The following is a 23,941-nucleotide window of genomic DNA, read 5'->3' as shown; positions in this document are numbered from 1 at the left end:
CGGTTCGTCGTGGGGCGAAGTGTAGAATCGCCACGTTTGCTTTCGCGCCCAGCGAACAATCGTCGCCGGCTCCGCGGACGAATCCCCGATAGCATGCCGTGAACAGTCAGCCATGCCTGTTGCGCGGCGAAGAGAAAAGAAGAAGCAGTGGATTATCCTCTCTTTACCAAGCTGGCCGCCGAGTTCTTCGGCACCGCCATTCTGATGATCTTCGGCAACGGTTCCGTGGCCAACGTCGAGCTCAAGAACACCAAGGGCCACCACGCCGGCTGGCTGAACATCGCCATGGGCTATGGCTTCGGCGTCATGTTCCCGGTGCTCATGTTCGGTGGCGTATCCGGCGCTCATATCAACCCGGCCATGACCATCGCCCAGGCCGTCAACGGCCTGTTCCCGTGGAGCGATGTGCTGCCGTACATCGTCGCTCAGCTGCTCGGCGCCCTGCTCGGCCAGTTCATCGTCTACCTGACCTACTACCCGCACTACAAGGAGACCGAGGACGCCGACGCCATCCTCGGCACCTTCTGCACCACCGACGCGGACAACCAGAAGGTCAACTACTTCCTCAACGAGATGTTCGGCACCCTGGTGCTCGTCTTCGGCGCCCTGTGCTGCCTGTCCCTGGCTTGGGGCAAGCAGGATTACGCCGCCGCCTCCATCGTCGTCGGCTTCATTGTGTGGGGCCTCGTGACCTCCATGGGTGGCCCGACCGGCCCTGGCCTGAACCCGGCCCGCGACCTCATGCCGCGTCTGCTGCACGCCATCCTGCCAATCCCGCACAAGGGCTCCTCCCGCTGGGGCGAGGCTTGGATCCCGGTTGTGGCCCCGATTGTCGGTGCCATTATCGGTGCTTGGCTGTACGTGTTCTTCTTCGCCAGCTGATTCGTTGATTGATTCATGCATGCAAATGGCCTCCGCTCGTTTTGGGCGGAGGCCATTGTCGTTGAATCAGGCAAACGCAGAGACTACTGCTCCAGGAACACCTGCGGGGCCTTCATGAAGTTCGTGGCACAGTGCTCACCGCAGAAGTAATAGGACTTGCCCTCATACTCGCGCGTGATCGCATCGGCGTTCACCGCCACGGTCATGCCGCACACCGGGTCGGTGGCGGTTTCGCCGCCTGCGGGGGCGTTGTGGTGCATGTGCATTCCCATATCCATAGTGTTCTCCTTGTTGGTTGGATTATTGGATTGGTCAGATACGTGATTGGTGTGATTCAGCGTGGTGCGATCGTCGATGATGACGGTCGGCTCGTGAGGCGCGTTGGATGTGGTGGAGCCGGTGGCGTTGGCGGCATTGGCTGATTCGGCCGATCCGGCTGATTCGATACCCGCCGTGCTGCTGCCCGAGCCAGCGGTGCTATCGGCAGCACCCACGTTGATATTCGCCGCATGAAGACGATTGGCGTTCAGCACCAGGCACACCGAGCTCAACGCCATCGCCAGTCCCGCGATCATCGGGCTCAACAGCCATCCGGTGAACGGGTAAAGCACGCCGGCGGCAATCGGAATGCCGATGATGTTGTATCCGAATGCCCAGCCAAGATTCTCTCGGATATTGCGCATCGTGGCATTGGACAGATTGATGGTCCTGATGACGCCGCGCAGATCGCCGCTCATCAGCGTCACGTCTGCCGACTGCATCGCCACGTCGGTGCCGGTGCCGATGGCGATGCCGAGATCGGCCTGTGCCAGCGCCGGGGCGTCGTTGATGCCGTCACCCACCATCGCGATAAGATCGTGCGGCGCGCGGGAGGAGCCGGACGTGGCTGTGTTCTCATCACGCTCGCGCTGCAGTTTGGCGATCCAATAGGCCTTGCCATCCGGCTTGACCTCGCAGATCACCGTATCGATGCCGACCTCACGGGCGATGCGCCCTGCCACTTCGGCCTTGTCTCCTGAAAGCATCACCGTGCGTATGCCGCGTGCACGCAATGCTGCAATCGCTTCCGGCGATCCTTCCTTAACGGTGTCCTGCTCGTAGCTCGGTTTGTTCCAATCGGCGGTCGCATCCACCACGCCGCGCGTAATAGTGCCGGTCTTGTCGAAGACCACAGTGCCGATGCGCCGCGCCTGTTCCAGAGCTTTTGCACTGGTGACCAGCACGCCGTTGGTGGCGCCGAGCCCCAGAGACACAGTGACCGAGAGCGGGGTGGCAAGACCCAGAGCGCACGGGCAGGCGATAATGAGCACGCTGACTGCGGTGATCAGCGCGTGCGCCAGTTGCGGCGCAGGGCCAAGCGCAATCCATATGGCAAAGGTCCATATAGCGATGACCATCACTGCTGGCACGAAATACCTGGCGATTCTATCGGCCAGCTGCTGCACCGGAGCTTTGGTTGCCTGCGCGCGGGCCACCATCGCCGCGATTTGGGAGAGCACAGTATTGGCACCGACCTGAGTGGCTTGCATGACGAGGTCACCCTTGAGCAATACGGTTGCTCCGGTGACGGCCGCTCCGGTCGTTTTGGTGACGGGCTTGGATTCGCCGGTAATCATTGATTCATCGATACTCGCGTTGCCGGCCACGATGATGCCGTCTGTGGGCACGCGCTCGCCGTTCTTGACGACCAGCAGATCGCCGACGGCAATCGTATCGATGTCCATGTCCGTGAAATTCGCGGGATTGAGCCATTCCACGTTCTCTGGCGAAGCCGCATTCAGCTTATGCGCGTTGCGAGGCCGTAGCTTGATTAGTGATTGCACCGCCTTGCCGGTGCCTTCGCGGGCCTTGGTCTCCAGCAGTCGACCGACCAGTACCAGGGTGATGACCACGCCGACCGATTCAAAATACGGCTCGCGTGAACCTTCCGGAAATACCTGAGGGGCTACACAGGTCACCAGCGAATAGAGATAGGCGGCCGATGTGCCCAACGAGACGAGCGAATTCATGTCGGGGGAGCGGTGCGCCAGTGCGGGGAATCCGACCGCGTGGATCGGGTGGCCGCAGTAGAACATCACCGGTGTGATGAGAATGGCCTGCAGCCATGGATTCACCATCCAGTGCGGCACCAGCATCGGATTGGCCATGTGCAGCATGGTGACGATGAACACGGGGAGTGTCAGCACTGTGCCGATGGCCACTAATCGTGTCAACGATGTGATTTCCTTCGTGCGTTCCGCTGCCTCACGTCGTTCTGCTTCTGCGGAGTCCAACATCGGGGCTTCCGCTGATGCAGTGAGCGGGTGCAGTTTGTCCGTGCCTGCGCTGGCATTTCCTTCGACCTTCAGCAGGCCGTGCACCATGTTCATGCCGCAGGCAAATGGATATTCGCCGGCGGGCAATGCGGGCAATTCCACGTCGGTCACCGCATTGCCGGGCAGCATGGCATCGAGGCCGAGGTCGCCAAACACCACGTGAGAGGTGCATTCACCGGTCTCCTGCCGGTCGAATGTCAGTGTGATCGGTGTGCCCGCGCGCATACTCACCACGGCAGGGGAGTAGCCACCTTTGACGGTGATTGTTGCGGTCTGGCGCTTGCCGGAGACGTCCATGGCTCCGGATGCGGCCTTCTGCTCGCCGAAAAAGAACCTGAGCACCAGCCATGTCAAGGCGGTTGCCGCAATCAGCGCCGCGGCGGTCGAGAAAAGGTTGAATTCCATCCCCGCTCCTTCCCATCAGTATTATACCGAGCAACAGTGTATACCCTATACCCCTATGGGGTATATAATGGGGTGTGTTCAGCTGAAAGATGAGTATCAGGAGGCAGCGATGCACGGGTATGACGACGATAAGGCCAAAGTCATTGCGCGGCTGCGCCGCATTGAGGGGCAGGTTCACGCCATTACGCAGATGGTGGAGGACGATAAATACTGCATTGACGTGTTGACGCAGATTTCGGCATCGAATTCGGCGTTGAAGTCGGTGGCCTTGATATTGCTGGACGATCATCTGAATCACTGTGTGCGCCAGGCGGCGGTGCAGGGCGGTGAAGTTGCCGATAGCAAGCTTGAGGAGGCATCCGCGGCCATCGCGCGCTTGGTGAGGTCGTAGTTGGTCGTGTGTTTGGCTGTTGGCCCTGGTCGTCTGTCGTTATGCATGCGGTGCGATTGTCAATGCTGACGTTAGGAAACAGGAACATATCTACCGCCGGTTGAAGATGGTGGAATACTGGGAACCATGTTTGAACAAATGGGAACTGTGATTGTGGTCATCGCCGTGCTGGTGGTCGGTGCGGGGCTTGGGCTTTGTGCCGGCTTTTTATTGGGGCGGCATAAAGGTCAGGCTATGGCGCGTGATGCCAGGGCTTCGGAGCTGGAGGAGGCCAAAAGCTTGCTGGAGTCGGCGCATGGGGAGGTTGCCGATTTGACCGCTCGCAATGCCGCTTCTCAAGCGCAGCTTGAAGGTGCGAACCAGCAATTGACGTTCGTGAAGTCACAGCTTGCTCAGGCGCAGCATGCGGAACAGATTCGCATCGAGCGTGAGCGTGAGCGCGCGGCCGCCGAGGCTGAACAGAAGCGTAAGGCCGATGCCGAAGCCGCCGAAGTCAAGCGTGTCGAGCAGGAGGCTCGTCTGAAAGAGCAGAGTAAAGTGCTGGAAGCGCTTGCTCCTGTTGCCAAGAATCTCGATTCGCTCCAGACCAAGGTCACCCAAATCGAAGAAGGCCGCAAGAAAGAGATGGGGGCGCTCGGGGCTCAACTCAAGGGCCTGAATGATCAGCAGGCCCGGTTGGACAAGGAAACGAGTTCACTATCCGCGGCACTGCGCAACAATAAGGTTCGTGGTGCCTGGGGCGAGGCGCAGCTGAAGAATATTGTGGAGTCCGCGGGATTGCTGGAGCACGTTGACTTTGACACCCAAGTGGTGGTGTCCGATGCCGACGGTCGTATGCTCAGACCGGATATGGTGGTGCATCTGCCCGGTGGCAAGACCATTCCGATTGATGCCAAGGTGCCGTATGCCGACTATCAGCGGGCTTGTGAGATTCCCGAGACCGCGGGCCCCGAGGAGTTGGATCGTCGTAACGACCTGTTGCGATCCCATGCCAAGGCGCTTCGAGAACACGTGCGTGCGTTGGGGGAGAAGGCCTATTGGAATGCGTTCCCCGTCACTCCTGATTTCGTTATCGCCTTTATTCCCAATGAGGCGTTGTTGCAGGCGGCGCTTGAGGCCGATCCCACGCTGATGGATGATGCCTTCTCCCGCAAGGTGGCCTTGACCTCGCCAGTGACCCTGTGGGCCGTGCTGAAATCAGTGGCCTATGCATGGCAGCAGCAATCGCTGACGGATGATGCCAAGCAGTTGTTCGATTTGTCTCGAGAGCTGTATGAGCGCTTCGCCGTGCTTGGCGACTATGCCACCAGGCTGGGAACCCAAATCACCAAGACGGTCAGTGCCTATAACAAGTTCGCATCCAGTTTGGAGCGACGTGTATTGCCCACGGCTCGCAAACTGCAAAAGCTCGAACCCACCAAGGTGCTCGAGGAAGTGCCTCTTATCGAATCAGACAAAGGCAATGTCAGTGAGTTATCCGCCCCCGATGTGACATCGTCGGAGGATGATGAGCCGGTCAAGCTGACTGCCTCAGGCGATAGGCTTGAAGCATGACTGAATCTGGATTCCGCCCGACCGGCACCTCGGACCTCAATGTTTCACGCGACGCTTCCGCTTTTGCCATGCTGGAGCCGCGTGAGCAGCTGGCCACCCTGCTGAAGGAGCACGTGGTTGGCCGCCCGTTTTCGGAACTTGCCTCGGTGACTTTCGATCATCGTGCCGCCACGGTGATGGGTCATGTGCTCATTGACACTCTTGAAGATGCAGGCTATTCGGTTGATGATTTTGACGCCGTTGGTGCCTTGACTGCAGCTGCCGTACCCATGGTGTCTGCCATGATTCATGCTGCTGCTTCCCGTGGCGAGGATCTGGACGGATTCGTAATGGACTTCGTGTATCCCTCAATCAAGGGTCCGTCTATTGAAGGACGACGCGTGATGCTGTTGGATGCATGGCTGTCCGAAAAATCGTATGTGCAGACCAGTTCGCTGGTTACCCTGCGTAATGGCAACGAACTCAGCCTCGACTTCGGCGTGGTCGAACAACTCGGCGCTCAGGTCGTGGCTATTACCTCACTGGTCGGCGGTGGAGCTAAAGACATCAATGTCATCAACCCCTCCACTGGCGAAAGCCACGTACTGCCATTCGTTCAGGTCTTTGACGAATCCGAGCTGAGGTAATTCCATTCGTGGCTTTCCCATTCGGGAGGCTGTCGGGCGCAACGAGACCGCTGTGGTCGGCGCACGACGTTGATAATCTCCGAGGAGCAACTGTGCACGCACCCAACCAGATTTCCTTGGCGGCAAAAGCCTCGGGCGAACCGGAATTCCGTGAAGTCGGTCTTGGCCCATGGGCTGAAACCCATCCCGGCGAACCTCGTCCTGATGACTTGGCATCGCCTAATTACGATGTCCGTTTCGATTCTGCTCTGCTCGATGAGGGCGATCGCCGCAATGTGCTCGACCGATATCGCTACTGGACTGTGCAGGCCATCAAAGAAGATCTCGATGCCCACGGCCGCCACGATTTCGAAGTGGCGGTGGAGAACTGGACCCACGATTTCAATATCGGATCCATGGTGCGCACTGCCAATGCTTTTCAGGCCAAGCGCGTGCATATCGTCGGCCCGCATAAGTGGAATCGCAAAGGCGCGCTGATGACTGAGCTCTACCAGCACGTTGAGCATCACCCCTCAATCGCGGAGTTGGTGGAATGCTGGCATAATCGTATCGCTGGTGAAATCGCTACCGAACGGGCGCGGGCTGGGGCGGCTGCCTTAAAGGCCCATGCCATCGCCAGTGCTCATAATGGGGCGGAGACTGGTGCCGGCAATGGGTCGGAGGGTATCATCGGTAATTCCGGTGCAACTGTGTCCTCCCACGTGTCGGCGCTGAATGCTGTTTCGGCAGTTGCCGAGGCCACTGCCGAAATCGCACAGGCGGATGCCCGCATCAAGGAACTGGAAGCCGCTCGCATCATTGCTCTGGACATCATTCCGGGCGCGGTGCCCATGGAGACCTATGCATTCCCCAAGCGCTGTCTGCTACTGTTCGGCGCCGAAGGCCCCGGGCTGAGCAGTAAGGCCTTGGAACTAGCCGACGACGTGGTATACATCTCCCAATTTGGTTCGGTGCGGTCCATTAACGCTGGCGCCGCGGCGGCCGTGGCCATGCATGCATGGATTGCCCGGCATGCCGCAACCGCAGTCTGATAGAGCATAGAAAAGCCTCGCTGCCATCGCAATTCCGCGTATTATCTGTGGTGTTGCGTCACGGCAATAATCCGTGAAACATTTTGTGAAACATCAATTCCCCATATTTCCTCCTGTGAAACATCGCGTGAAACACAAGCCCTGGTAGACGTGTGCCAACAGTTCTCCCCAATCTGCCCAATATAGGCTAGGATGAAAGCATGATTGAAGTTGAGGAGCTGAGCAAACGCTTCAAGACCAAGCAGGCACTAGACGGTGTGTCGTTCACTGCCGAAGATGGCAAGGTTACGGGTTTTCTGGGACCGAATGGCGCAGGCAAATCCACCACTATGCGTGCTGCGCTCGGACTCATCAGCCCGGATAAGGGCCGCGCGCTAATCGATGGCAAACCATATGTCACCTTACGCGCACCAATGCGTGCGGTCGGTGCGGTGCTTGACGCCAAGTCAGCGCATAAGTCGCGCACTGCACGAGCCCATTTACAGGCCCTTGCCTATACCAACAACATTCCTAAGCGTCGAGTCGATGAGGTCATTGACATGACCGGTCTGCAAGCTGTGGCCAATGTCAGAGCCGGTCAGTTCTCGCTCGGTATGAGCCAGCGACTGTCCATTGCTGCGGCATTGCTGGGCAACCCGCACAATCTGGTGTTGGACGAGCCAATCAACGGTCTCGATCCAGAAGGCGTTAAATGGGTTCGCGACTTATGTCGTTACTACGCAGCTGAAGGACGAGCCGTGCTGCTGAGCTCGCACTTGATGAGCGAGGTGGCGTTGACCGCGGATAATCTGGTGATTATCGGGCAAGGCCATGTGTTGGAAACCACCACGGTGAGTGCATTCGTGGCCGAGCATTCCTCCAGATCCATCCGTGTGGTGACGCCGGAACCCGACAAGTTGCGTGCGATTTTTACCAGTAGCCCTGAGGTCACCGTGGTTCCCGATACTCGAAAATCCGATGACCCGCAAGTAGGCGAGGTATTTCGTGTCAATGGCGCCGACTTGGTTGCGGCGGCACAGGCGTTCGCCCGGGCCGGCCTGATTACTTACGAATTCGTCGAAGAGCACGCCTCTTTGGAAGAGTCGTATATGGCGCTGACCCACAGCAGCGCCGAATACCTGGCCAAGGAGGTCGGATGATGAGCTCCAATACCATGAGAACGGCCACGGAAAACGCCAATATGACCGGCAGTATGAGTGGTGCAGCTGCTGAAAAGCATATGCCTGATGCGACCGGACCCAGCCAACCTGCCAACGCAGAGGCTTCCGGCCGTCCTGCCTCTAGCCGTCGTGCCAGCAGCATGTACCGTCGTGCCAAGCTCACTGTGTTCGGCTCGCTAAAGGCCGAATTGCTGAAACTGTGGTCACTGAACTCCACCAAGGTGCTGTTGGGTATTGCGGTCGCACTCATGCTGGCTATGTCCGCGTTGAGCGCTTGGAGTGTGACCTTCATGGCGTCTACGGATTTGAACACTGGCAAGACGCTGGACAATCCCAAGCCCATATCCGCCGCAGATATGTGGGCGGTACTGGCTTCTTCCGGCTCGACCGCGGCGCTGGTCATCGGCATTTTCGGCGTGATGGCCATCACCAGCGAATACACCACATCAGCCGTGCAATCCAGTCTGACGGTCAACCCCAGGCGCGGCATGTTCTATGCCACTAAGTCCGTGGCCACGGCCCTGTTTGCGCTGGTTGCTGGTATTGTCGGCATTCTGCTGGCCGCAGGTGTGCTCTGGCTATTCACTCGAGGCCATGACATTACGGCGCTGACCAGCGATCAAAGTCGAATCATTCCTGTCACGTTGATCGGCTTCCCTCTGACTATTGTGCTGGTGTCCCTGATGGCGCAGGGACTTGGCGGCATGACCCGTTCCACAGTGGGCGGCGTATGCGCGCTGATCGTGCTCTTCATGGTGCTCTCGTCAGTACTGTCCATCACATCGATGGCCATTAACCAGGTCGAATGGCTTGGCACTTTGTCCTATCTGACACCGGACACCGCCATGAATCATTTCCTCGGCGCTGGTATAGAAAGCAGCTCGCAGTCCACCCTTGCCGCAGCCGTTAAACCGAACTACTGGATTCCCGATTGGTGGCAGTCCGGCCTGATCCTCCTCGCCTGGGCCGCCGCAGCATGGGCTGGCGGACTCATCGTCACCAAAAAAGCGGATATCAAGTAGCTATGTTCTCTGCTGCAGGATTATCGCCGCATAAAGCAATCACACCTTCGTGCATCAGACATATTCTGACGATTGTTATCGCATCACCATTGTTGCGTCGGGAACGCCGGCAGCCCGTAGTTTATTGATCATTGGATGCTGCTTCAACACATCCTCATAAGTGAACCGAACTATGGAGTCGACTTTAGCTCGATACAGTCCGGTTTCCCGCTCTTTTTCCGCGTGCACCGCTCCTTGAATACCCCTGCGGTCATTCATATTCGGATTGGCGTATTTCTCGTACCCGTCATATTCGCCGACGATAAGACGGCCGTCGGGCAGCCGCCAGAGATAATCTACCCGGTACAGCGCGCCCGTTTGCGGGTCGGTGATGTCTTGCTGCAATTCGGGGACCATGAGTCCGCCTTCAACGATTGTGCCTCGACCGAGTGATTCGCCGCCGTTTTCGCTTGCCGGGTTCGCATAATGAAGCAAGCGGAATATCGGCGTGCAATCGCGGTGCATAGTGCTGCAAATATTGAGAATGTCCGCAATGGCAGTACCTTTACGTAGTGCCGAATCGATGATTGGCAACGCGAAGCGAAAATCGGTAGACAGCCCGCAGTCCACTACTGTTTGTGCCCCATTGGTCACAGGGATTCCATTGACATATTCCGGTGCACAATGTGGTACGAATACACGTTTGATATTGGCATTGTTCGCGTTGGTACCTTGCGACGCGGTGGCGATGGTAACGGAGCCGGCATGAAGATGCCATGGGTGTTCGAAACCATGCAGTGCCGCTGCGGTGACTCCGGCGAAAACCCAGTTTGGATGCTTGAGATGGAGTGTGCATGCCACATGCTGTATGCGTTCATCGGGTTTGAGCGCATTCCAGTATTCCGGTTTGACATACATGTTGGGAAATACTCGCTTGAGCTCGAGTTCTTTGGCTCGGCGAATAAGGGCCGAGCAGTGTGATTTTGTTCGGCCGTAAATGCATATGCCTGCTGCTTCCGCTTGCGCGATAAGCGCATCCACTTCTTTGTGATGTTTCATGAATCGAGAGTATGCCAATCGAGAATGAAGTGTCCACTTGTTCGGGCAATGTGGTCGCAGCTTCGAGCGGATTCGCATGTGAGGATTGCATAGATTGGCTATATCTCGCGGATGCTTGCGGATTGAGGTGTGAATCATCGGCATGATAATTATGTATGTGCCCCCGTTGCGGCGTGGAATGTGGATAACTATTTCGAGTGCGTTGATGCGGTGCCTGGAGAGGCTTTCCTGTTCCTTGCACTTGCCGGATTCGGTTTTTGGCGTTTAGAGGGGCAATTGGTTTAAAGAGGGGCAAACCTGACTAGCTCGCATTTTTGCTCCGCTGAGAAGTCGTGAGTAGAGCATTTTCTCGATTAGATCGAGGTTTTGCTTCGCTGGGGGACAGCAGTGAGGTGCTTTCATGGTCAGCTCGTGGTTTTACCTCGCTGAGTGCCAGTAAGCGTGGTTTTTCTTCGGCTTTGTCGTGGTTTTGCCCCGCTTGGGATGCTGGGCGAGGTGTCTTCATTGGTTACTCGTGGTTTTGCCCCGCTGCGAGGTGATGAGTGGTGCGGTGTCGTGATCTGTTGGTGGTTTTGCTTCGCTGGGGGACAGCAGCGAGGTGCTTTCATGGTCAGCTCGTGGTTTTACCTCGCTGAGTGCCAGTAAGCGTGGTTTTTCTTCGGTTTTGTCGTGGTTTTGCCCCGCTTGGGATGCTGGGCGAGGTGTCTTCATTGGTTACTCGTGGTTTTGCCCCGCTGCGAGGTGATGAGTGGTGCGGTGTCGTGATCTGTTGGTGGTTTTGCTTCGCTGGGGGACAGCAGCGAGGTGCTTTCATGGTCAGCTCGTGGTTTTACCTCGCTGAGTGCCAGTAAGCGTGGTTTTTCTTCGGCTTTGTCGTGGTTTTGCCCCGCTTGGGATGCTGGGCGAGGTGTCTTCATTAGTTACTCGTGGTTTTGCCCCGCTGAGGGGTGATGAGTGGGGTGGTTGTGCGGTTGGCTGGTAGGTTTGCCCCGTTGGGAGCTCTCGAATTGGTGGTGGAACCCGTGAAGGGCTGGCGCATTGTTCCAATGGGCGGGGAAACGAGGCTTTCCGATAACTGCGTGTCACATACGGCTCATATAGTTAAGGCCATGCCAACATTTTCACGCGAAGAAATCGTGCATTTGGGCGACTTGGCCCGAATCGCGCTCACCGATGAGGAAATCACCCGTCTGCAGGGCGAACTGAACGTCATCGCAGACTCCATCAACAAGGTTCAGGAAGTCGCCTCCGACGATGTTCCGCCCACCGCCAACCCGGTTCCGCTGGAAGCCTACCTGCGCCCGGACGTCGCCGAAACCCCGCTCACGCAGGAAGAGGCGCTCGCCGGTGGCCCGAAGACCGAGGCCGGCATGTTCGTGGCACCGCGAATCCTGGGAAGCGAGGAGTAATCGATGAGCAACGAAACCTCAACACTCGTCAAACTGTCCGCCACTGAGCAGGCTGCTGCCATCAAGAAGGGTGATGTCACCTCCCACGAGCTCGTCGAGGCCCATCTCAAGGTGATTGAGGCCGCCGAGCCGTCCATCAAGGCCTTCCTGAAGGTCTCCGGCGATGTGGCCCTCGAGCAGGCCGACGCCTTCGACGCCAAGTCCGCAGAAGACAAGGCCGCCCTGCCCGAGCTGGCCGGCGTGCCGATCGCCATCAAGGACATGATCGTCACCAAGGGCATCGAAACCACCGCCGCTTCCAAGATTCTCGAAGGCTGGGTGCCGCCGTACGACGCCACTGTCATCGAAAAGCTCAAGGCCGCCGGCATGCCAATTCTCGGCAAGACCAACCTTGACGAATTCGCACAGGGCTCCTCCACCGAGCACTCCGCCTACCAGACCACCCACAACCCGTGGGATACCGAGCGCGTGCCCGGCGGCTCCGGCGGTGGCTCCGCTTCCGCAGTCGCCGCATTCGAGGCCCCGCTGGCTCTCGGCACCGACACCGGTGGTTCGATTCGTCAGCCCGGCGCTCTGACCGGCACCGTGGGCGTCAAGCCCACCTACGGCGGCGTCTCCCGTTACGGCGCCATCGCCATGGCCTCCTCGCTCGACCAGATCGGCCCGGTCTCCCGCACCGTGCTCGACTCCGCCCTGCTGCAGGAGATTATCGGTGGCCACGACAAGCGTGATTCCACCTCCATTCCCGAAGGCCCGCGCCCGATGGTCGCCGCCGCCCGCGAAGGCGCCAAGCGTGACCTCAAGGGCATGAAGGTCGGCCTCATCAAGGAACTCGGTGGCGACGGCTTCCAGCCCGGCGTCGAGGCCCGCTTCAACGAGGCCGTCGACAAGCTCAAGGAAATGGGCGCCGAGGTCGTTGAGGTCTCCTGCCCGCACATCGGATACTCGCTGGGCGCCTACTACATCATCATGCCGTCCGAGGTCAGCTCCAACCTGGCCCGTTACGATGGCATGCGCTACGGTCTGCGCGTCATGCCGCCGGCCGGCGTGCCCCAGACCGCCGCCAACATGATGGCCTACACCCGTGAGGCCGGCTTCGGCGACGAGGTCAAGCGCCGCATCATCCTCGGCACCTACGCCCTGTCCGCCGGCTACTACGACGCCTGGTACGGCTCGGCCCAAAAGGTCCGCACGCTCATCATCGAGGACTTCAAGAAGGCCTTCGAACAAGTCGATGTGCTGATCTCGCCTACCAGCCCGTCCACCGCCTTCAAGTTCGGCGAGAAGATGAACGATCCGCTGGCCATGTACGTCAACGACATCGCTACGATTCCGGCCAACCTTGCCGGTATGCCCGCCATGTCCATCCCGGCCGGCCTGTCCGACGACGGCCTGCCCGTCGGCTTCCAGTTCATCGCCCCGCAGCAGCGCGACGAAGTCATGTACAAGCCGGCGGCGGCCCTGGAAGCCGCGCTGGAAGACAGCTGGAACGGCCCGATCTGGAACGACCTCAAGACCCCGTGGCTTGACGGTCTGAGCAAGTGAGCATCGGAAGGAAAGAAACAACATCATGGCTGAAAAACTGATGAAGTACGCCGATGCCACCAAGAAGTACGATGTGGTCTTCGGTCTGGAAACCCACGTGGAGCTGTCCACGAACACCAAGCTGTTCTGCCCGGCCCACATTGAATTCGGCGGCGAGCCGAACACCGAGTTGACCCCGGTGAGCCTCGGTCTGCCGGGAAGCTTGCCGGTGATTAACAAGACCGCCGTCGATTACGCCATCAAGCTGGGCCTTGCCCTGCACTGCGAAATCGCCGAGTGGAGCCAGTTCGCCCGCAAGAACTACTTCTACCCGGACATGCCGCGCGACTATCAGATCTCGCAGTACGACAAGCCCACCAACGGCAACGGCTATCTGGACGTTGAGCTGGAAGACGGCACCGTGTTCCGTGTGCCGATCGAGCGCGCCCACATCGAGGACGACGCCGGCAAGAACACCCACGTGGGTGGCGCCGACGGCCGTATCGAGGGTGCCGACCACTCGCTGGTCGACTACAACCGCGCTGGTGTGCCGCTGATCGAGATTGTGACCAAGCCGATCGAGGGTGCGGGCGACCGCGCTCCCGAAATCGCTGGTGCTTATGTTCGCGCTATCCGCGACATCGTGCGCGCGCTGAACATCTCCCACGCCCGCATGGAACAGGGCAACATGCGCGCCGACGTGAACGTTTCGCTGCGCCCGAGCGCCGATGCCCCGTACGGCATCCGTTCCGAAACCAAGAACGTGAACTCGTTCCGTGGCATCGAGAAGACCATTCAGTACGAGATTCGCCGTCAGGCCGCGCGCCTCGACGAAGGCAAGGAGATTCTGCAGGAGACCCGCCACTGGGATGAGGCTACGCAGACCACCGCTGGCGGCCGTCTGAAGTCCGATGCCGACGACTACCGTTACTTCCCGGACCCCGACCTCGTCATGCTCCACATCACCAAGGAGCACATCGAGGAGATGAAGGCCCAGATGCCGGAAATGCCGCGCGAGCGCCGCAACCGCCTCAAGTCCGAGTGGGGCCTGAGTGATCTGCAGATGCGCGACATCCTCAACGCCGACGCCCTCGACCTGATTGAGGAAACCGTCAAGGCCGGTGCCAAGGCGGCCGGTGCGCGCAAGTGGTGGCTGGGCGAGCTTTCCCGCGAAGCCAACGCCAAGGGTGTGTCCCTCGAAGAGCTGCCGATCACCCCGGCCGACGTGGCCGAAGTCGAGAAGCTCATCGCCTCCGGCAAGCTCAACGACAAGCTCGCCAAGCAGACCGTCGAAGGCGTGCTCAAGGGCGAAGGCACTCCGGATGAAGTCGTCAAGAAGCACGACTACAAGATCGTCGAAGACAACGGTGCCATCGAGACGGCCGTCGAAGCGGCGTTCGAGGCGAACCCGGACGTGGTCGAGAAGCTCAAGAGCGGCAACATGAAGCCGATGGGCGTGATCATCGGCGCCGTGATGAAGGCCACGCGTGGCCAGGCCGATGCCAAGGCCGTCACCAAGGTCGTCATGAGCAAGATCAAGGGCTGATTAGATTCACTGGCTCCCCTCTTTGAGGGGAGCCTTTATTCCTTTTGTAAGGGAACGACCCCACTCACTTCCAGCGTTCACCCAGTCAAGTAAGATATGTTCGGCACTGAATCGCGAGCCGAGACAGGGGACATACGCTAATGACTGAAACCAACGAGACGCTGAGCCTGGCTACTGACGCGCAACTTACGCGCGATCTGCCACATAGCATCGTCATTCCACCGATTACCGGTGAAATGGTGCATTTGCGCCCCGCTACCGTTGAAGACCTGCTCCGGTTGGATGAACTCGACGCTTTCTATGGCGCGTCCAAAATCACCGGTAAAGATGCGGCCACCGAACGTGCCGTCGTGCACACATGGGTTCGTCGTTCTCAGGCTTGGGAAGCCGGACAGGCTCCCGCGGAATCAGGCGTGGGCGATCCGGAATCTCGCCGCACCATCGCATGGGCCGTGCTTACCGACGCCGACCATGACGATGACGGCATGATCGATGCCGCTCCCACCGACAACGTTATCGGCATGATTTTCCTCATCGATATCGATGGCTGGTCCCGTTCCGCCCGTATCCAGATCATTCTGGGCAAGGACTACCGCGGCCGTGGCTATTCCCGCGATGCCATGCCGCGTGTGATGACCTACGGCTTTGCCCCGGAGCCGGCCGGCTTGGGCATGCACCGTATCTGGGTGAGCGTTCCGGAAACGAACACTCGCTCGATTTCCGTCTACCAGTCGCTTGGTTTCGTGCCGTCGGGCACATCGCGCGATGCCCTGTGGGATGTGGAAAACAATAAGTATCAGGATCTTATTGTTATGGATACGTTGGTGGATGAATACGATCCGATTCGCTCCCTGGATGCTTTCGGCATGCACTTGATTGAGGACAATCCCGGCGTCAAGGAAGCGCTGTCTGCGCGTGAACACTCCATGGCGATTCAGCAGCGTGTTGCCGAGCCCGGAGCAGGAGAGCAGTCCACGGCTGCCGACGAGTCCGAGACATCGTCTGAAATCGCCGAAGCACCTGCCCAACCGCAGAGCACCAGCGAGCAGGCCACCACGGGAACGCATACTCGTTCCACGGATGAAGAGAGCAATTGGCCATATGGTCAGGCCGACCGCAAATCTTCCAAGGAAGCTTGGTGGCGTACACTGGGTCGCGGACGCAAGCGAGATACGGAAGGTGAATAATCGAGCATGAGCGCCGAGGATCTGGATAATTACGAAACTGACGCCGAACTCGCGTTGTACCGGGAATACCGCGATGTCATCAAGCTGTTCACGTACGTCGTGGAGACCGAGCGCCGTTTCTATCTAGCGAACAAAGTGGATTTCAATGTTCGTTCCGCAGGCCAGGACGTCTACTTCGACGTGCAGCTGACTGATGCATGGGTATGGGATGTGTACCGTTCCAGCCGTTTCGTCAAGTCGGTGCGTATCGTGACGTTCAAGGATGTCAATGTCGAGGAAGTACAGAAAACCGACATCGACATTCCTGACGATATTCATTAAAGGTGTATCTGCCCTCGCCAAGATAACAAGAGACGGCAGCACAAAGAACTTGTTTGCATCGCCCGCGCGCATCGCGGTCTATGCAATATTCGCAAGGGAATACACAGTTTGAACGTGCGTTTCCGAGGCTTACGATAAACTATCGCTGATTTGGTTATAAGGAGATGCAAGTGAGCGAAAAGCAATCTGTGGTGATTATCGGTGGTGGTCCTGCCGGTTTGACCGCCGCATGGGAATTGATTAAGGACGGCGGCGCTGATAAATACGATGTGACTGTGCTTGAGGGAACCCGTGCATTCGGCGGTATCTCGCGTACCGTGAAGCACAACGGCAACCGCATGGATATCGGCGGTCACCGCTTCTTCTCAAAGGACGAGCGCATCATGGATTGGTGGAAGACAGTTCTGCCACTGCAGGGCGCGCCTTCCTATGATGACAAGAAGCTCGGCCGTGAGCACGATATGGAGTCGGGCGGCCCCGATCCCGAGGTGGAAGACAAGGTGATGCTAAAGCGTCACCGTGTGTCCCGTATTTTCTGGAACCGTCACTTCTTCGACTACCCGATTTCCCTGAGCCCCAACACGCTGAAGGCTATGGGCTTCAAGCTCACCATGGTGGCCGGCTTCAGCTACCTGAAATCCATGTTCCACAAGCTGCCGGAAGACAATCTGGAGAACTTCTACATCAACCGCTTTGGCCGCAAGCTGTACTCGATGTTCTTCGAGGGCTACACGGAGAAGCTGTGGGGACGTCACCCCTCCCAGATTTCCGCTGACTGGGGTGCCCAGCGCGTCAAGGGTCTGAGCATCATGGGTGTGCTCAAGAACGCCTTCCAGAAGCTACTGCCCAAGCAGCGCTCCAACGCCGAGGTCGAGACCTCGCTTATCGAGGAATTCTGGTACCCGAAGTATGGCCCCGGCCAGCTGTGGGAGACTGTGGAATCCAACTGTGAGAACGCCGGCGTCAAGGTGCTGACCGACGCCACGGTGGTCGAACTGCGTCAGAACAACGGCTCCATCTCCTCGGTGGTGTATGAGGACTCCGAAGGTAACCGCACCGAGCTTGCCGCCGATCAGTTCATCTCGTCGATGCCGGTCAAGGACTTGGTCAACGCCATCGATGCAGCCGGTTCCGATCCGGAAAGCCCCGAATCCAAGGGCGCTCCTGCCGACATGACCAAGGTGGCCAACGGCCTGCCGTACCGCGACTTCGTGACCGTGGGTCTTCTGGTCAAGCACCTGAAGCTCAAGAACACCACGAACATTCCCACCCTCGGCAACCCGCCGATTGTGCCGGACTGCTGGATTTATGTTCAGGATCCGGGCTACAAGGTCGGCCGTCTCCAGATCTTCAACAACTGGAGCCCGTACCTGGTCAAGGACGTGAACGACACCGTGTGGGTTGGTCTGGAGTACTTCTGCGAAGAGGGTGATTCCTTCTGGAACATGAGTGAGGAAGACGCCACCAAGTTCGCCATTTCCGAGCTCACCCGCATGCGCGTGATCAATGGCCCGGATGAGGTCCTCGACTCCCACCGTGAACGCGTGAAGAAGGCCTACCCTGCATACTTCGATACCTACGAGCACATGGACGAGCTCATCGAATACCTCGATGGCTTCGGCAACCTGTACTGCGTGGGGCGTAACGGTCAGCACCGTTACAACAACATGGACCACTCCATGGCCACCGCCATTGAGGCCGTCGGCAACATCAAGACCGGCAAGACGTCCAAGAAGAATGTGTGGTCGGTCAACACCGACAAGTCCTACCACGAAGAAAAGTAATCAGCGGAGCGTATGCCGCCTTTCTTCACCCTCGACGCACCTCAGTGCGCCTTCGGGGTCAGACGGCGGCCTCCGCACGCGCTGATTACTTTTCTTCCCTCGCAGATTTTGCATTCTCGGCTCCCCTCTCTGGGGGGGGGAGCCGGCTCGCGAAGCGAGATTGAGGGGAGCCAACCCCAGCAATTACATACGGCCTGCCGATACTCGGCGGGCCGTTTTGCATTGGTCGTGCTCGCGTTGTAGAGTGAACAACGTTCGCGAGAACATCAGAGACGTAGCGAACATTCATGAGCGGTACAGCCGCAGAATCACTCTTAACGCCGTAACAGGCATGGGCCTGTTCGGTATGGAAAGGGCAACCAGTGGCAAATAGCCAGAATCTTGAGGATATGAAGCTGCCTGAGCTCAAGGAGCTCGCCAAGCAAATGGGTCTGCGAGGCACGTCTACCATGCGCAAGCCCGAACTGCTCGCCACCTTGCAGGCCGCCCGCAGTGGCGGTGAGCCGCCGGCTGGCGTCACTGTGCGCACTCCCAAGGCCGACAAGGCCGTCACCAAGGCAGCCAAGGCTGAGCCGGTCGTCGAAGAGACCGTTGCTCTGGCGGAACCGCAGCTTGATCTATCCGCACTTGCCGAAGAGCCCAAGGCCGCGGAGCCCCGTCGTGTGCGCCGTAAGGCAGCCGATGAGGCCACTGAAGAACCGCGCGATGCCCGTCATCGCCGCGATGATGAACGAACCGGCCGCAAGCCGCGCAAGCAGGCCGATGAGGCCGGCGATCTGCTCGCCTCCCTCGATTTGGGCGAGACAACCGCTCCCGAGCGCCGCCGCAACCGTCGTGACGACACCGAAGCTCCGCTCATTCGCCGTGTGCATGATGAGGATCAGCCGCGTCGCCGTCGCCGTCCTGCGGACAGCAGCGACGAGACCGTGCGCGATTTGGATGACATTCTGGCCACGCTGCCCACGCAGAAGCACGACGAACCTTCTGACGATGGTGAACAGAGCGAAGACCGCGAGTTCAGCCGTCGCAGCCGTAACCGTGACCGAGATCGCGACAACCGCAATGATCGCAATGACCGCCGCAACCGCCGTATGCGTGGTCGTGACCGTGGCGAAAACGCCGGCGAGGACGATCGTCGTTTCGATGATCGCGAGAACCGCAATGACCGCCGCGAGGAGCCGCAGGAAGACCTGGTACCGGTGGCCGGTATCGTCGATGTGCTCGATTCCTATGCGTTCGTGCGTACGTCCGGCTATCTGCCTGGCCCGAACGACGTGTACGTCTCCATGGGCCAGGTCAAGAAGTATGGCCTGCGCAAGGGCGATGCCGTGCACGGTTCCATTCGAGCCCCGCGCGAGAACGATCGCCGCAACCAGCGTCAGAAGTTCGTGCCGCTGCAGTCCATTGACTCGATTAACGGCCAGAGCGTCGAGGACGCACTGAACCGTCCGCAGTTCTCCAAACTCACCCCGCTCTACCCGCAGGAGCGCCTCAAGCAGGAGACCGCGCCGAACAAGCTCACTGGCCGCATCATGGATATCGTTTCCCCGATCGGCAAGGGCCAGCGTGGTCTGATCGTCTCCCCGCCTAAGGCCGGTAAAACCATCACCCTGCAGAACATCGCCAATGCCATTGCCGCCAACAACCCCGAGGTTCACCTGATGGTGGTGCTCGTGGACGAGCGACCTGAAGAGGTCACCGATATGGAGCGCACGGTTCAGGGTGAGGTCATCTCCTCCACTTTCGATCGTCCTGCTTCCGACCACACCACCGTTGCTGAGCTGGCCATCGAGCGCGCCAAGCGTCTTGTGGAGCTCGGCCAGGATGTCGTAGTGCTGCTCGATTCCATGACCCGTCTGGCCCGTGCCTACAACATCGCGGCTCCGGCTTCCGGTCGTATCCTGTCCGGTGGTGTGGATGCCCAGGCGCTCTACCCGCCGAAGAAGTTCTTTGGTGCGGCCCGCAACATCGAAAACGGCGGCTCCCTGACCATCATCTCCTCGGCGCTGGTGGAAACCGGCTCCAAGATGGACGAGGTGATTTTCGAGGAGTTCAAGGGTACCGGCAACATGGAGCTTCGCCTCTCCCGAGAGCTGGCGGACAAGCGCTTGTTCCCGGCCATCGACATCAACGCCTCCGGCACCCGCCGCGAAGAACTCATCACCGACCCGCAGGAGCTGCCGATTATCTATCGTCTGCGCCGACTGCTGGGTGGCATGGAGCCTGAGCAGGCCTACCAGACCCTGGTGCCGCGTCTCAAGAAGACCGCCACGAACCGCGACTTCCTAGCCGCTATCGTGCAGCAGGCCAACACCGGCAACGCGGTCAACGGCAACTGATTAGGCTGCTAGAATCTGACGTAAAGGGCTGTCTCCATTAATGCGGAGACAGCCCTTTTGCATAGCGCATGCGTCATCCATCACATTGCAGCTGTAATATTGCCGCAGTGCTTCTTCGCATAACGAAGTTATATGACACGGGGAGGAACATCATGAGCTCTATCGTTCTGGGAATGGGCAACAGCGCAGTCATGTTTGGTGATCGTGATGCCAGCAATGTGCCCGATGATGATCTCATTCAGCTGGTGAATCCTGCTGCTGTTAATATCAGTGCCTTTGATTTAAGCGTACTGCGCGGCGATGGTATTTTCGAGGCCACCACCGTGTTCAAGGGCTTCCCGATTTCGTTGGAAAACCACCTGCGCCGATTGTCGGATTCCGCCCGGCTGATGGATTTGCCTACTCCCAATATTGCGGCCATTACGCGCGGTATTGAGAAGGTGATGTCTGCCTATGATGATCCTGAACCGGCACCATTACTGCGTATTATCGTTTCGCGCGGTCTCGATCAGGAAACCGGAATCGGCAAAGCTGCTGCGGCGTCTGGCAACACTGTGCCGACTATTTTCATTTGAGCCTTCTGTTGTTTTCGTGGGTTAGAGGGTGGGTGTTGGTAGGTGGGTGGGTAGGCCGCTGCATCGGAGTTTGATCATGGCGATGAGGTTGTCGACGTGTCGGAAGCCGTAGGCCATGCGGATGGTGGCCTTGATCTTGTTGTTGAACGCTTCCAGACGCGCGTTGGAGTAGCCGGGTCCGATGGTTCCGAGGATGTCGTCCCTGCGTCTGCGGATCTTCCTGCACAGTTCGACGATCTCGGGGATGCGGCTGTGGGAAGCCCGGAAGATCCATCGTTTCAATTCGGCTTCGGCTTGTCCGACGGGTTGGTGCGGGAGCGTCCTGAGAAGTTCCTTCAACTGCCATGACCGGTAGAGCTGGCCCTTGGGATCCGTGTCCCCGAGCGTCTCCAACGCTCCGGATTGCCGTTCGGTCAGGTCGCCGGGGTTCTTGGGGCACGGCGTATTTCAGGCCTTTCATCGTCTCCGTGGCTGTCTTGTCGTTGCCGCGTCTGGCTTGGTTCCACAACCGTTTCCTGACCTGGTCGAGCGTGTCGGTCATCCAGGAGACGATGTGGAACGAGTCGAGCACGCGCTCGGCGTTCGGCAGGTGCTCCTTCACGCTGGCGTCGATCCATTTGGCGCCGTCGCCGGTGGCCGCCGTGATGGAGGCGCGCTGCTCGTCGGTCAGCTGCCGGAAGAACAGGTCGAGGACCTCCTTGCCGTATCCGTCGTGCGCCCGGACGACCCGTTTGCGCTTGTGGTCGACGACCACGGTGATGTACGTGCGCCCCTTCCTGTAGCTGGTCTCGTCCACGCCTATCGCGGTGAGACCGTCGAACATGCACGGCATCGAGGATCCCAAGCGGGTGGCGACCCTGCGCGCGATGTCACCGGCGGTCCTCCACGCGATGCGTAGGAATCCGCCCACGGTCTTCCGGCTGGCGACCGCCGTCAGCCACGCGCGCTCCATCTCGAAATCCCTGGTGAACCGGCTGCCCGGCTCCGCCCACGGCACTTGGGCGACCGCCACGCCATGCTCCGCGCACGCCACGCGCGGCGCCATGGGCTCGACCCCATAGCGGCCGAAGTCCTGGTGGCGCCATCGCCGTTCGCCGCCCCCGTCGTCGTATTTGGGGCACTTGCGCCCGCAACGCGAGCAACGCAACGCGCCCTTCCTGCGCCGCACCCGGACCACCAGGACGGGAGCCGGGCGCAGCGGGGAATCGTCCACCGGCACGTCCTCGACGACCATGCCCTTGACGTTCAGCAATCGTTTGAATAAGCCCTTCAACCAAGGCGCTTTCCTCGGTTGTATTTCCTGGTCGAAAAACAAACCTACAGGAAGCGCCCCTCACACATTGGGATTCAACGGCTCACCGACGAACCACCACCCACGAAAACAACACAAGAGCCTCAAAATAAGGACAGCCGCCGGAACCGATGGCGTCAGTCAAATGTGGGGTCACCGCCCAAGCCGTCATCCACCATTATCGCCGATCAGAAACCGGCATAACCATTATCAACGTCAAATCGACACGCCGACCCAATCACATCCATTGGACCGGTGCATAATCGTGAATAGCCGAGTAACCACCGCCCCACATAAGCACCGGCCAATGGTTTTGCGGCACTGAACTCGTACGTGATATACAAGTCCACCGCCCGATCACGCTACACCCTGGAATCCTTCACGATGACACTCGCCCTGGCCCAATAAGTCCAAGGGAACATCCACCCCGAATACGTTTGCACCCATTCGATTTAGGCATCAGTGAGTATCGTTGAATCGTATGATGGATAATTCGCAGACTGTGCCGAAGTTGACGTTGCAGCGTCGCATCGAGAGCATGGATCTGGTGTTCATGGCCGCTGGACGGCAGGAGTGCAAGCCGTCGGATTCGAGCGGCCCGAGGACATGCTCCTATCACATGCTGCATTTCGTGCTCAAAGGCAAGGTGCATTTCTATCTTGGTGGGCAGCATTACATCGTCAATGCTGGGCAATGTTTCTACGTGCCCGAGGGAACCAATACGTTCTATTATTCCGATCCCACCAATCCATGCATATACGCGTGGATGAACTTCACCGGCGATGATACGGTGGAGATAGTCCGGGAATGCGGCATGTCCAATGTGTGTCCCGTGATCGCCTTGCCGGATGTGAAGCCTATCTGGGATTTCATTGGCGGACTATTGCATTGCTATAATCCGACGCCCGCCAACGATATAGCGATCCGCGGGTTCATGCATTTGATCTTTGCGACGCTGATGCGTAACCCCAACGTTTCGAGCATCGCGCAGGAAGCCAGGGATTCATCGTCCGAGAATGATTTGATCAAGCGTGCAGTCGCCTATGTGCAGGAACACGCGGACGAGACTCTGAGCGTACAGATGATCGCGGACGCATTGTGCATTAGCCGCGGGTACCTGCACCAGTTGTTTATTAAGTATCTGCATACGACTCCGCAACAGTTCGTCATCAATTCGAAGGTTCAGAAGGCGTCGGAATTGTTGATCAAAACCAGAATGCCGATCGCGCGGATCGCCGAGCTGTGCGGATATCGCAATCAGTTCTCGTTCTCAAGGGCGTTCGCGCGCGAACTGACGCTCAGCCCGAGCGAATACCGTCGGCGCTTCAGCAATCCGGACCGTCTCGTCACGGAATAACCATTCCGGCGCTGTATTGCAGTTTGTAAGATTTTGAGAATCCTTTGGATATCTTTTTGTATGTCCGAAAATGTTCGGTTCCTCAATTTGTCGGCTATATATTGCAGTTTGTTTACTAGATAGGCCTTGAGCAGCATCATCGGATGTCATCTTGCATATAATCTTAGTACGTCATTCGAGAAGT

18 protein-coding genes and 2 pseudogenes are annotated in these 23,941 nt (G+C 58.6%); 17 read left to right on the top strand and 3 right to left on the bottom strand.

Annotated features, from left to right (window positions below):
• Positions 1 to 147 precede the first annotated feature (147 nt).
• Complete coding sequence (locus tag NBH12_RS02050) at positions 148 to 882, top strand: MIP/aquaporin family protein (RefSeq protein ID WP_014483394.1); 735 nt, start codon at positions 148 to 150, stop codon at positions 880 to 882.
• A gap of 83 nt (positions 883 to 965) precedes the next feature.
• Here the strand turns inward: NBH12_RS02050 and NBH12_RS02045 are convergent, their stop codons facing one another.
• The gene (locus tag NBH12_RS02045; protein ID WP_250819117.1) at positions 966 to 3,602 is read right to left on the bottom strand and encodes an HAD-IC family P-type ATPase; all 2,637 of its coding nucleotides are present in this window, start codon (positions 3,600 to 3,602) and stop codon (positions 966 to 968) included.
• Positions 3,603 to 3,711: 109 nt separating this feature from the next.
• On the opposite strand from NBH12_RS02045, the gene NBH12_RS02040 reads away from it, so the two are divergent.
• The 7 genes and pseudogenes from NBH12_RS02040 (at position 3,712) to NBH12_RS02015 (ending at position 9,386) form a co-directional block, all read left to right on the top strand.
• Complete coding sequence (locus tag NBH12_RS02040; protein ID WP_015438337.1) at positions 3,712 to 3,993, top strand: metal-sensitive transcriptional regulator; 282 nt, start codon at positions 3,712 to 3,714, stop codon at positions 3,991 to 3,993.
• A gap of 126 nt (positions 3,994 to 4,119) precedes the next feature.
• Complete coding sequence (locus NBH12_RS02035; RefSeq protein ID WP_250819116.1) at positions 4,120 to 5,547, top strand: DNA recombination protein RmuC; 1,428 nt, start codon at positions 4,120 to 4,122, stop codon at positions 5,545 to 5,547.
• Positions 5,544 to 6,173, top strand: a complete 630-nt coding sequence (locus tag NBH12_RS02030; protein WP_003831382.1) for a type I phosphoribosyltransferase — start codon at positions 5,544 to 5,546, stop codon at positions 6,171 to 6,173. Before NBH12_RS02035 ends, NBH12_RS02030 begins: the two co-directional genes overlap by 4 nt.
• A 92-nt stretch (positions 6,174 to 6,265) precedes the next feature.
• Positions 6,266 to 6,781 (top strand): annotated as a pseudogene (locus NBH12_RS11105) (RNA methyltransferase); the annotation flags it as partial.
• Positions 6,782 to 6,925: 144 nt separating this feature from the next.
• Positions 6,926 to 7,204, top strand: a pseudogene (locus NBH12_RS11100) (TrmH family RNA methyltransferase); the annotation flags it as partial.
• A 200-nt stretch (positions 7,205 to 7,404) separates the two neighbouring features.
• Complete coding sequence (locus NBH12_RS02020; RefSeq protein WP_052788102.1) at positions 7,405 to 8,343, top strand: ATP-binding cassette domain-containing protein; 939 nt, start codon at positions 7,405 to 7,407, stop codon at positions 8,341 to 8,343.
• The gene (locus NBH12_RS02015) at positions 8,340 to 9,386 is read left to right on the top strand and encodes an MATE family efflux transporter (protein WP_065505299.1); all 1,047 of its coding nucleotides are present in this window, start codon (positions 8,340 to 8,342) and stop codon (positions 9,384 to 9,386) included. The genes NBH12_RS02020 and NBH12_RS02015 overlap by 4 nt, the downstream gene beginning before the upstream one ends.
• Before the next feature lie 75 nt (positions 9,387 to 9,461).
• Here NBH12_RS02015 and NBH12_RS02010 read toward each other — a convergent pair whose 3' ends face one another.
• Positions 9,462 to 10,424 carry a hypothetical protein gene (locus NBH12_RS02010; protein WP_065452497.1) on the bottom strand — a complete coding sequence of 321 codons (963 nt, stop codon included), beginning with the start codon at positions 10,422 to 10,424 and terminating at the stop codon, positions 9,462 to 9,464.
• A gap of 1,109 nt (positions 10,425 to 11,533) precedes the next feature.
• Between NBH12_RS02010 and gatC the strand changes: the two genes are divergently transcribed.
• The 8 genes from gatC to NBH12_RS01970 all read left to right on the top strand — a co-directional run bounded on the left by gatC (position 11,534) and on the right by NBH12_RS01970 (position 21,109).
• Positions 11,534 to 11,833: an Asp-tRNA(Asn)/Glu-tRNA(Gln) amidotransferase subunit GatC gene (gene gatC / locus NBH12_RS02005; protein ID WP_011068473.1), complete on the top strand. Its 300-nt coding sequence runs from the start codon at positions 11,534 to 11,536 to the stop codon at positions 11,831 to 11,833.
• 3 nt (positions 11,834 to 11,836) lie between these two features.
• Positions 11,837 to 13,378: an Asp-tRNA(Asn)/Glu-tRNA(Gln) amidotransferase subunit GatA gene (gene gatA / locus NBH12_RS02000; RefSeq protein ID WP_250819115.1), complete on the top strand. Its 1,542-nt coding sequence runs from the start codon at positions 11,837 to 11,839 to the stop codon at positions 13,376 to 13,378.
• Between the two features lie 25 nt (positions 13,379 to 13,403).
• On the top strand, positions 13,404 to 14,903 hold the full coding sequence (gene gatB / locus NBH12_RS01995) for an Asp-tRNA(Asn)/Glu-tRNA(Gln) amidotransferase subunit GatB (protein WP_003828148.1): 1,500 nt from the start codon (positions 13,404 to 13,406) through the stop codon (positions 14,901 to 14,903).
• A 140-nt stretch (positions 14,904 to 15,043) separates the two neighbouring features.
• Positions 15,044 to 16,090, top strand: coding sequence for a GNAT family N-acetyltransferase (locus NBH12_RS01990; protein WP_003828149.1), 1,047 nt, complete (start codon positions 15,044 to 15,046; stop codon positions 16,088 to 16,090).
• Between the two features lie 6 nt (positions 16,091 to 16,096).
• Positions 16,097 to 16,411: a DUF2469 domain-containing protein gene (locus NBH12_RS01985; RefSeq protein ID WP_003828150.1), complete on the top strand. Its 315-nt coding sequence runs from the start codon at positions 16,097 to 16,099 to the stop codon at positions 16,409 to 16,411.
• A 170-nt stretch (positions 16,412 to 16,581) separates the two neighbouring features.
• Positions 16,582 to 18,195, top strand: a complete 1,614-nt coding sequence (locus NBH12_RS01980; RefSeq protein WP_014483403.1) for an NAD(P)/FAD-dependent oxidoreductase — start codon at positions 16,582 to 16,584, stop codon at positions 18,193 to 18,195.
• 362 nt (positions 18,196 to 18,557) lie between these two features.
• Positions 18,558 to 20,534, top strand: coding sequence for a transcription termination factor Rho (gene rho, locus NBH12_RS01975; RefSeq protein ID WP_014483404.1), 1,977 nt, complete (start codon positions 18,558 to 18,560; stop codon positions 20,532 to 20,534).
• Positions 20,535 to 20,686: 152 nt separating this feature from the next.
• Positions 20,687 to 21,109: an aminotransferase class IV gene (locus NBH12_RS01970; protein WP_014483405.1), complete on the top strand. Its 423-nt coding sequence runs from the start codon at positions 20,687 to 20,689 to the stop codon at positions 21,107 to 21,109.
• Here the strand turns inward: NBH12_RS01970 and NBH12_RS11095 are convergent.
• A complete protein-coding gene (locus NBH12_RS11095) occupies positions 21,102 to 22,382 on the bottom strand; it encodes a transposase (RefSeq protein ID WP_423191318.1) in 1,281 nt (426 codons plus the stop codon). The two genes, NBH12_RS01970 and NBH12_RS11095, sit on opposite strands and share 8 nt — an antisense overlap.
• Positions 22,383 to 22,938: 556 nt before the next feature.
• On the opposite strand from NBH12_RS11095, the gene NBH12_RS01955 reads away from it, so the two are divergent.
• On the top strand, positions 22,939 to 23,757 hold the full coding sequence (locus NBH12_RS01955) for an AraC family transcriptional regulator (RefSeq protein WP_223261651.1): 819 nt from the start codon (positions 22,939 to 22,941) through the stop codon (positions 23,755 to 23,757).
• Positions 23,758 to 23,941 lie beyond the last annotated feature (184 nt).

Source organism: Bifidobacterium sp. M3-N-101 (genome assembly GCF_023656805.1).
Taxonomy (GTDB): Bacteria; Actinomycetota; Actinomycetes; order Actinomycetales; family Bifidobacteriaceae; genus Bifidobacterium; species Bifidobacterium breve.
This window is presented reverse-complemented; position numbering and strand designations above follow the sequence as displayed.

What these genes read in the sequence shown, in the direction of transcription:
- NBH12_RS02045 (WP_250819117.1), bottom strand. Translation starts at nt 3,602, where the DNA reads ATGGAATTCAACCTTTTCTCGACCGCCGCGGCGCTGATTGCGGCAACC.
- NBH12_RS02040 (WP_015438337.1), top strand. Translation starts at nt 3,712, where the DNA reads ATGCACGGGTATGACGACGATAAGGCCAAAGTCATTGCGCGGCTGCGC.
- NBH12_RS02035 (WP_250819116.1), top strand. Translation starts at nt 4,120, where the DNA reads ATGTTTGAACAAATGGGAACTGTGATTGTGGTCATCGCCGTGCTGGTG.
- NBH12_RS02030 (WP_003831382.1), top strand. Translation starts at nt 5,544, where the DNA reads ATGACTGAATCTGGATTCCGCCCGACCGGCACCTCGGACCTCAATGTT.
- NBH12_RS02020 (WP_052788102.1), top strand. Translation starts at nt 7,405, where the DNA reads ATGATTGAAGTTGAGGAGCTGAGCAAACGCTTCAAGACCAAGCAGGCA.
- NBH12_RS02015 (WP_065505299.1), top strand. Translation starts at nt 8,340, where the DNA reads ATGATGAGCTCCAATACCATGAGAACGGCCACGGAAAACGCCAATATG.
- NBH12_RS02010 (WP_065452497.1), bottom strand. Translation starts at nt 10,424, where the DNA reads ATGAAACATCACAAAGAAGTGGATGCGCTTATCGCGCAAGCGGAAGCA.
- gatC (WP_011068473.1), top strand. Translation starts at nt 11,534, where the DNA reads ATGCCAACATTTTCACGCGAAGAAATCGTGCATTTGGGCGACTTGGCC.
- gatA (WP_250819115.1), top strand. Translation starts at nt 11,837, where the DNA reads ATGAGCAACGAAACCTCAACACTCGTCAAACTGTCCGCCACTGAGCAG.
- gatB (WP_003828148.1), top strand. Translation starts at nt 13,404, where the DNA reads ATGGCTGAAAAACTGATGAAGTACGCCGATGCCACCAAGAAGTACGAT.
- NBH12_RS01990 (WP_003828149.1), top strand. Translation starts at nt 15,044, where the DNA reads ATGACTGAAACCAACGAGACGCTGAGCCTGGCTACTGACGCGCAACTT.
- NBH12_RS01985 (WP_003828150.1), top strand. Translation starts at nt 16,097, where the DNA reads ATGAGCGCCGAGGATCTGGATAATTACGAAACTGACGCCGAACTCGCG.
- NBH12_RS01970 (WP_014483405.1), top strand. Translation starts at nt 20,687, where the DNA reads ATGAGCTCTATCGTTCTGGGAATGGGCAACAGCGCAGTCATGTTTGGT.
- NBH12_RS01955 (WP_223261651.1), top strand. Translation starts at nt 22,939, where the DNA reads ATGGATCTGGTGTTCATGGCCGCTGGACGGCAGGAGTGCAAGCCGTCG.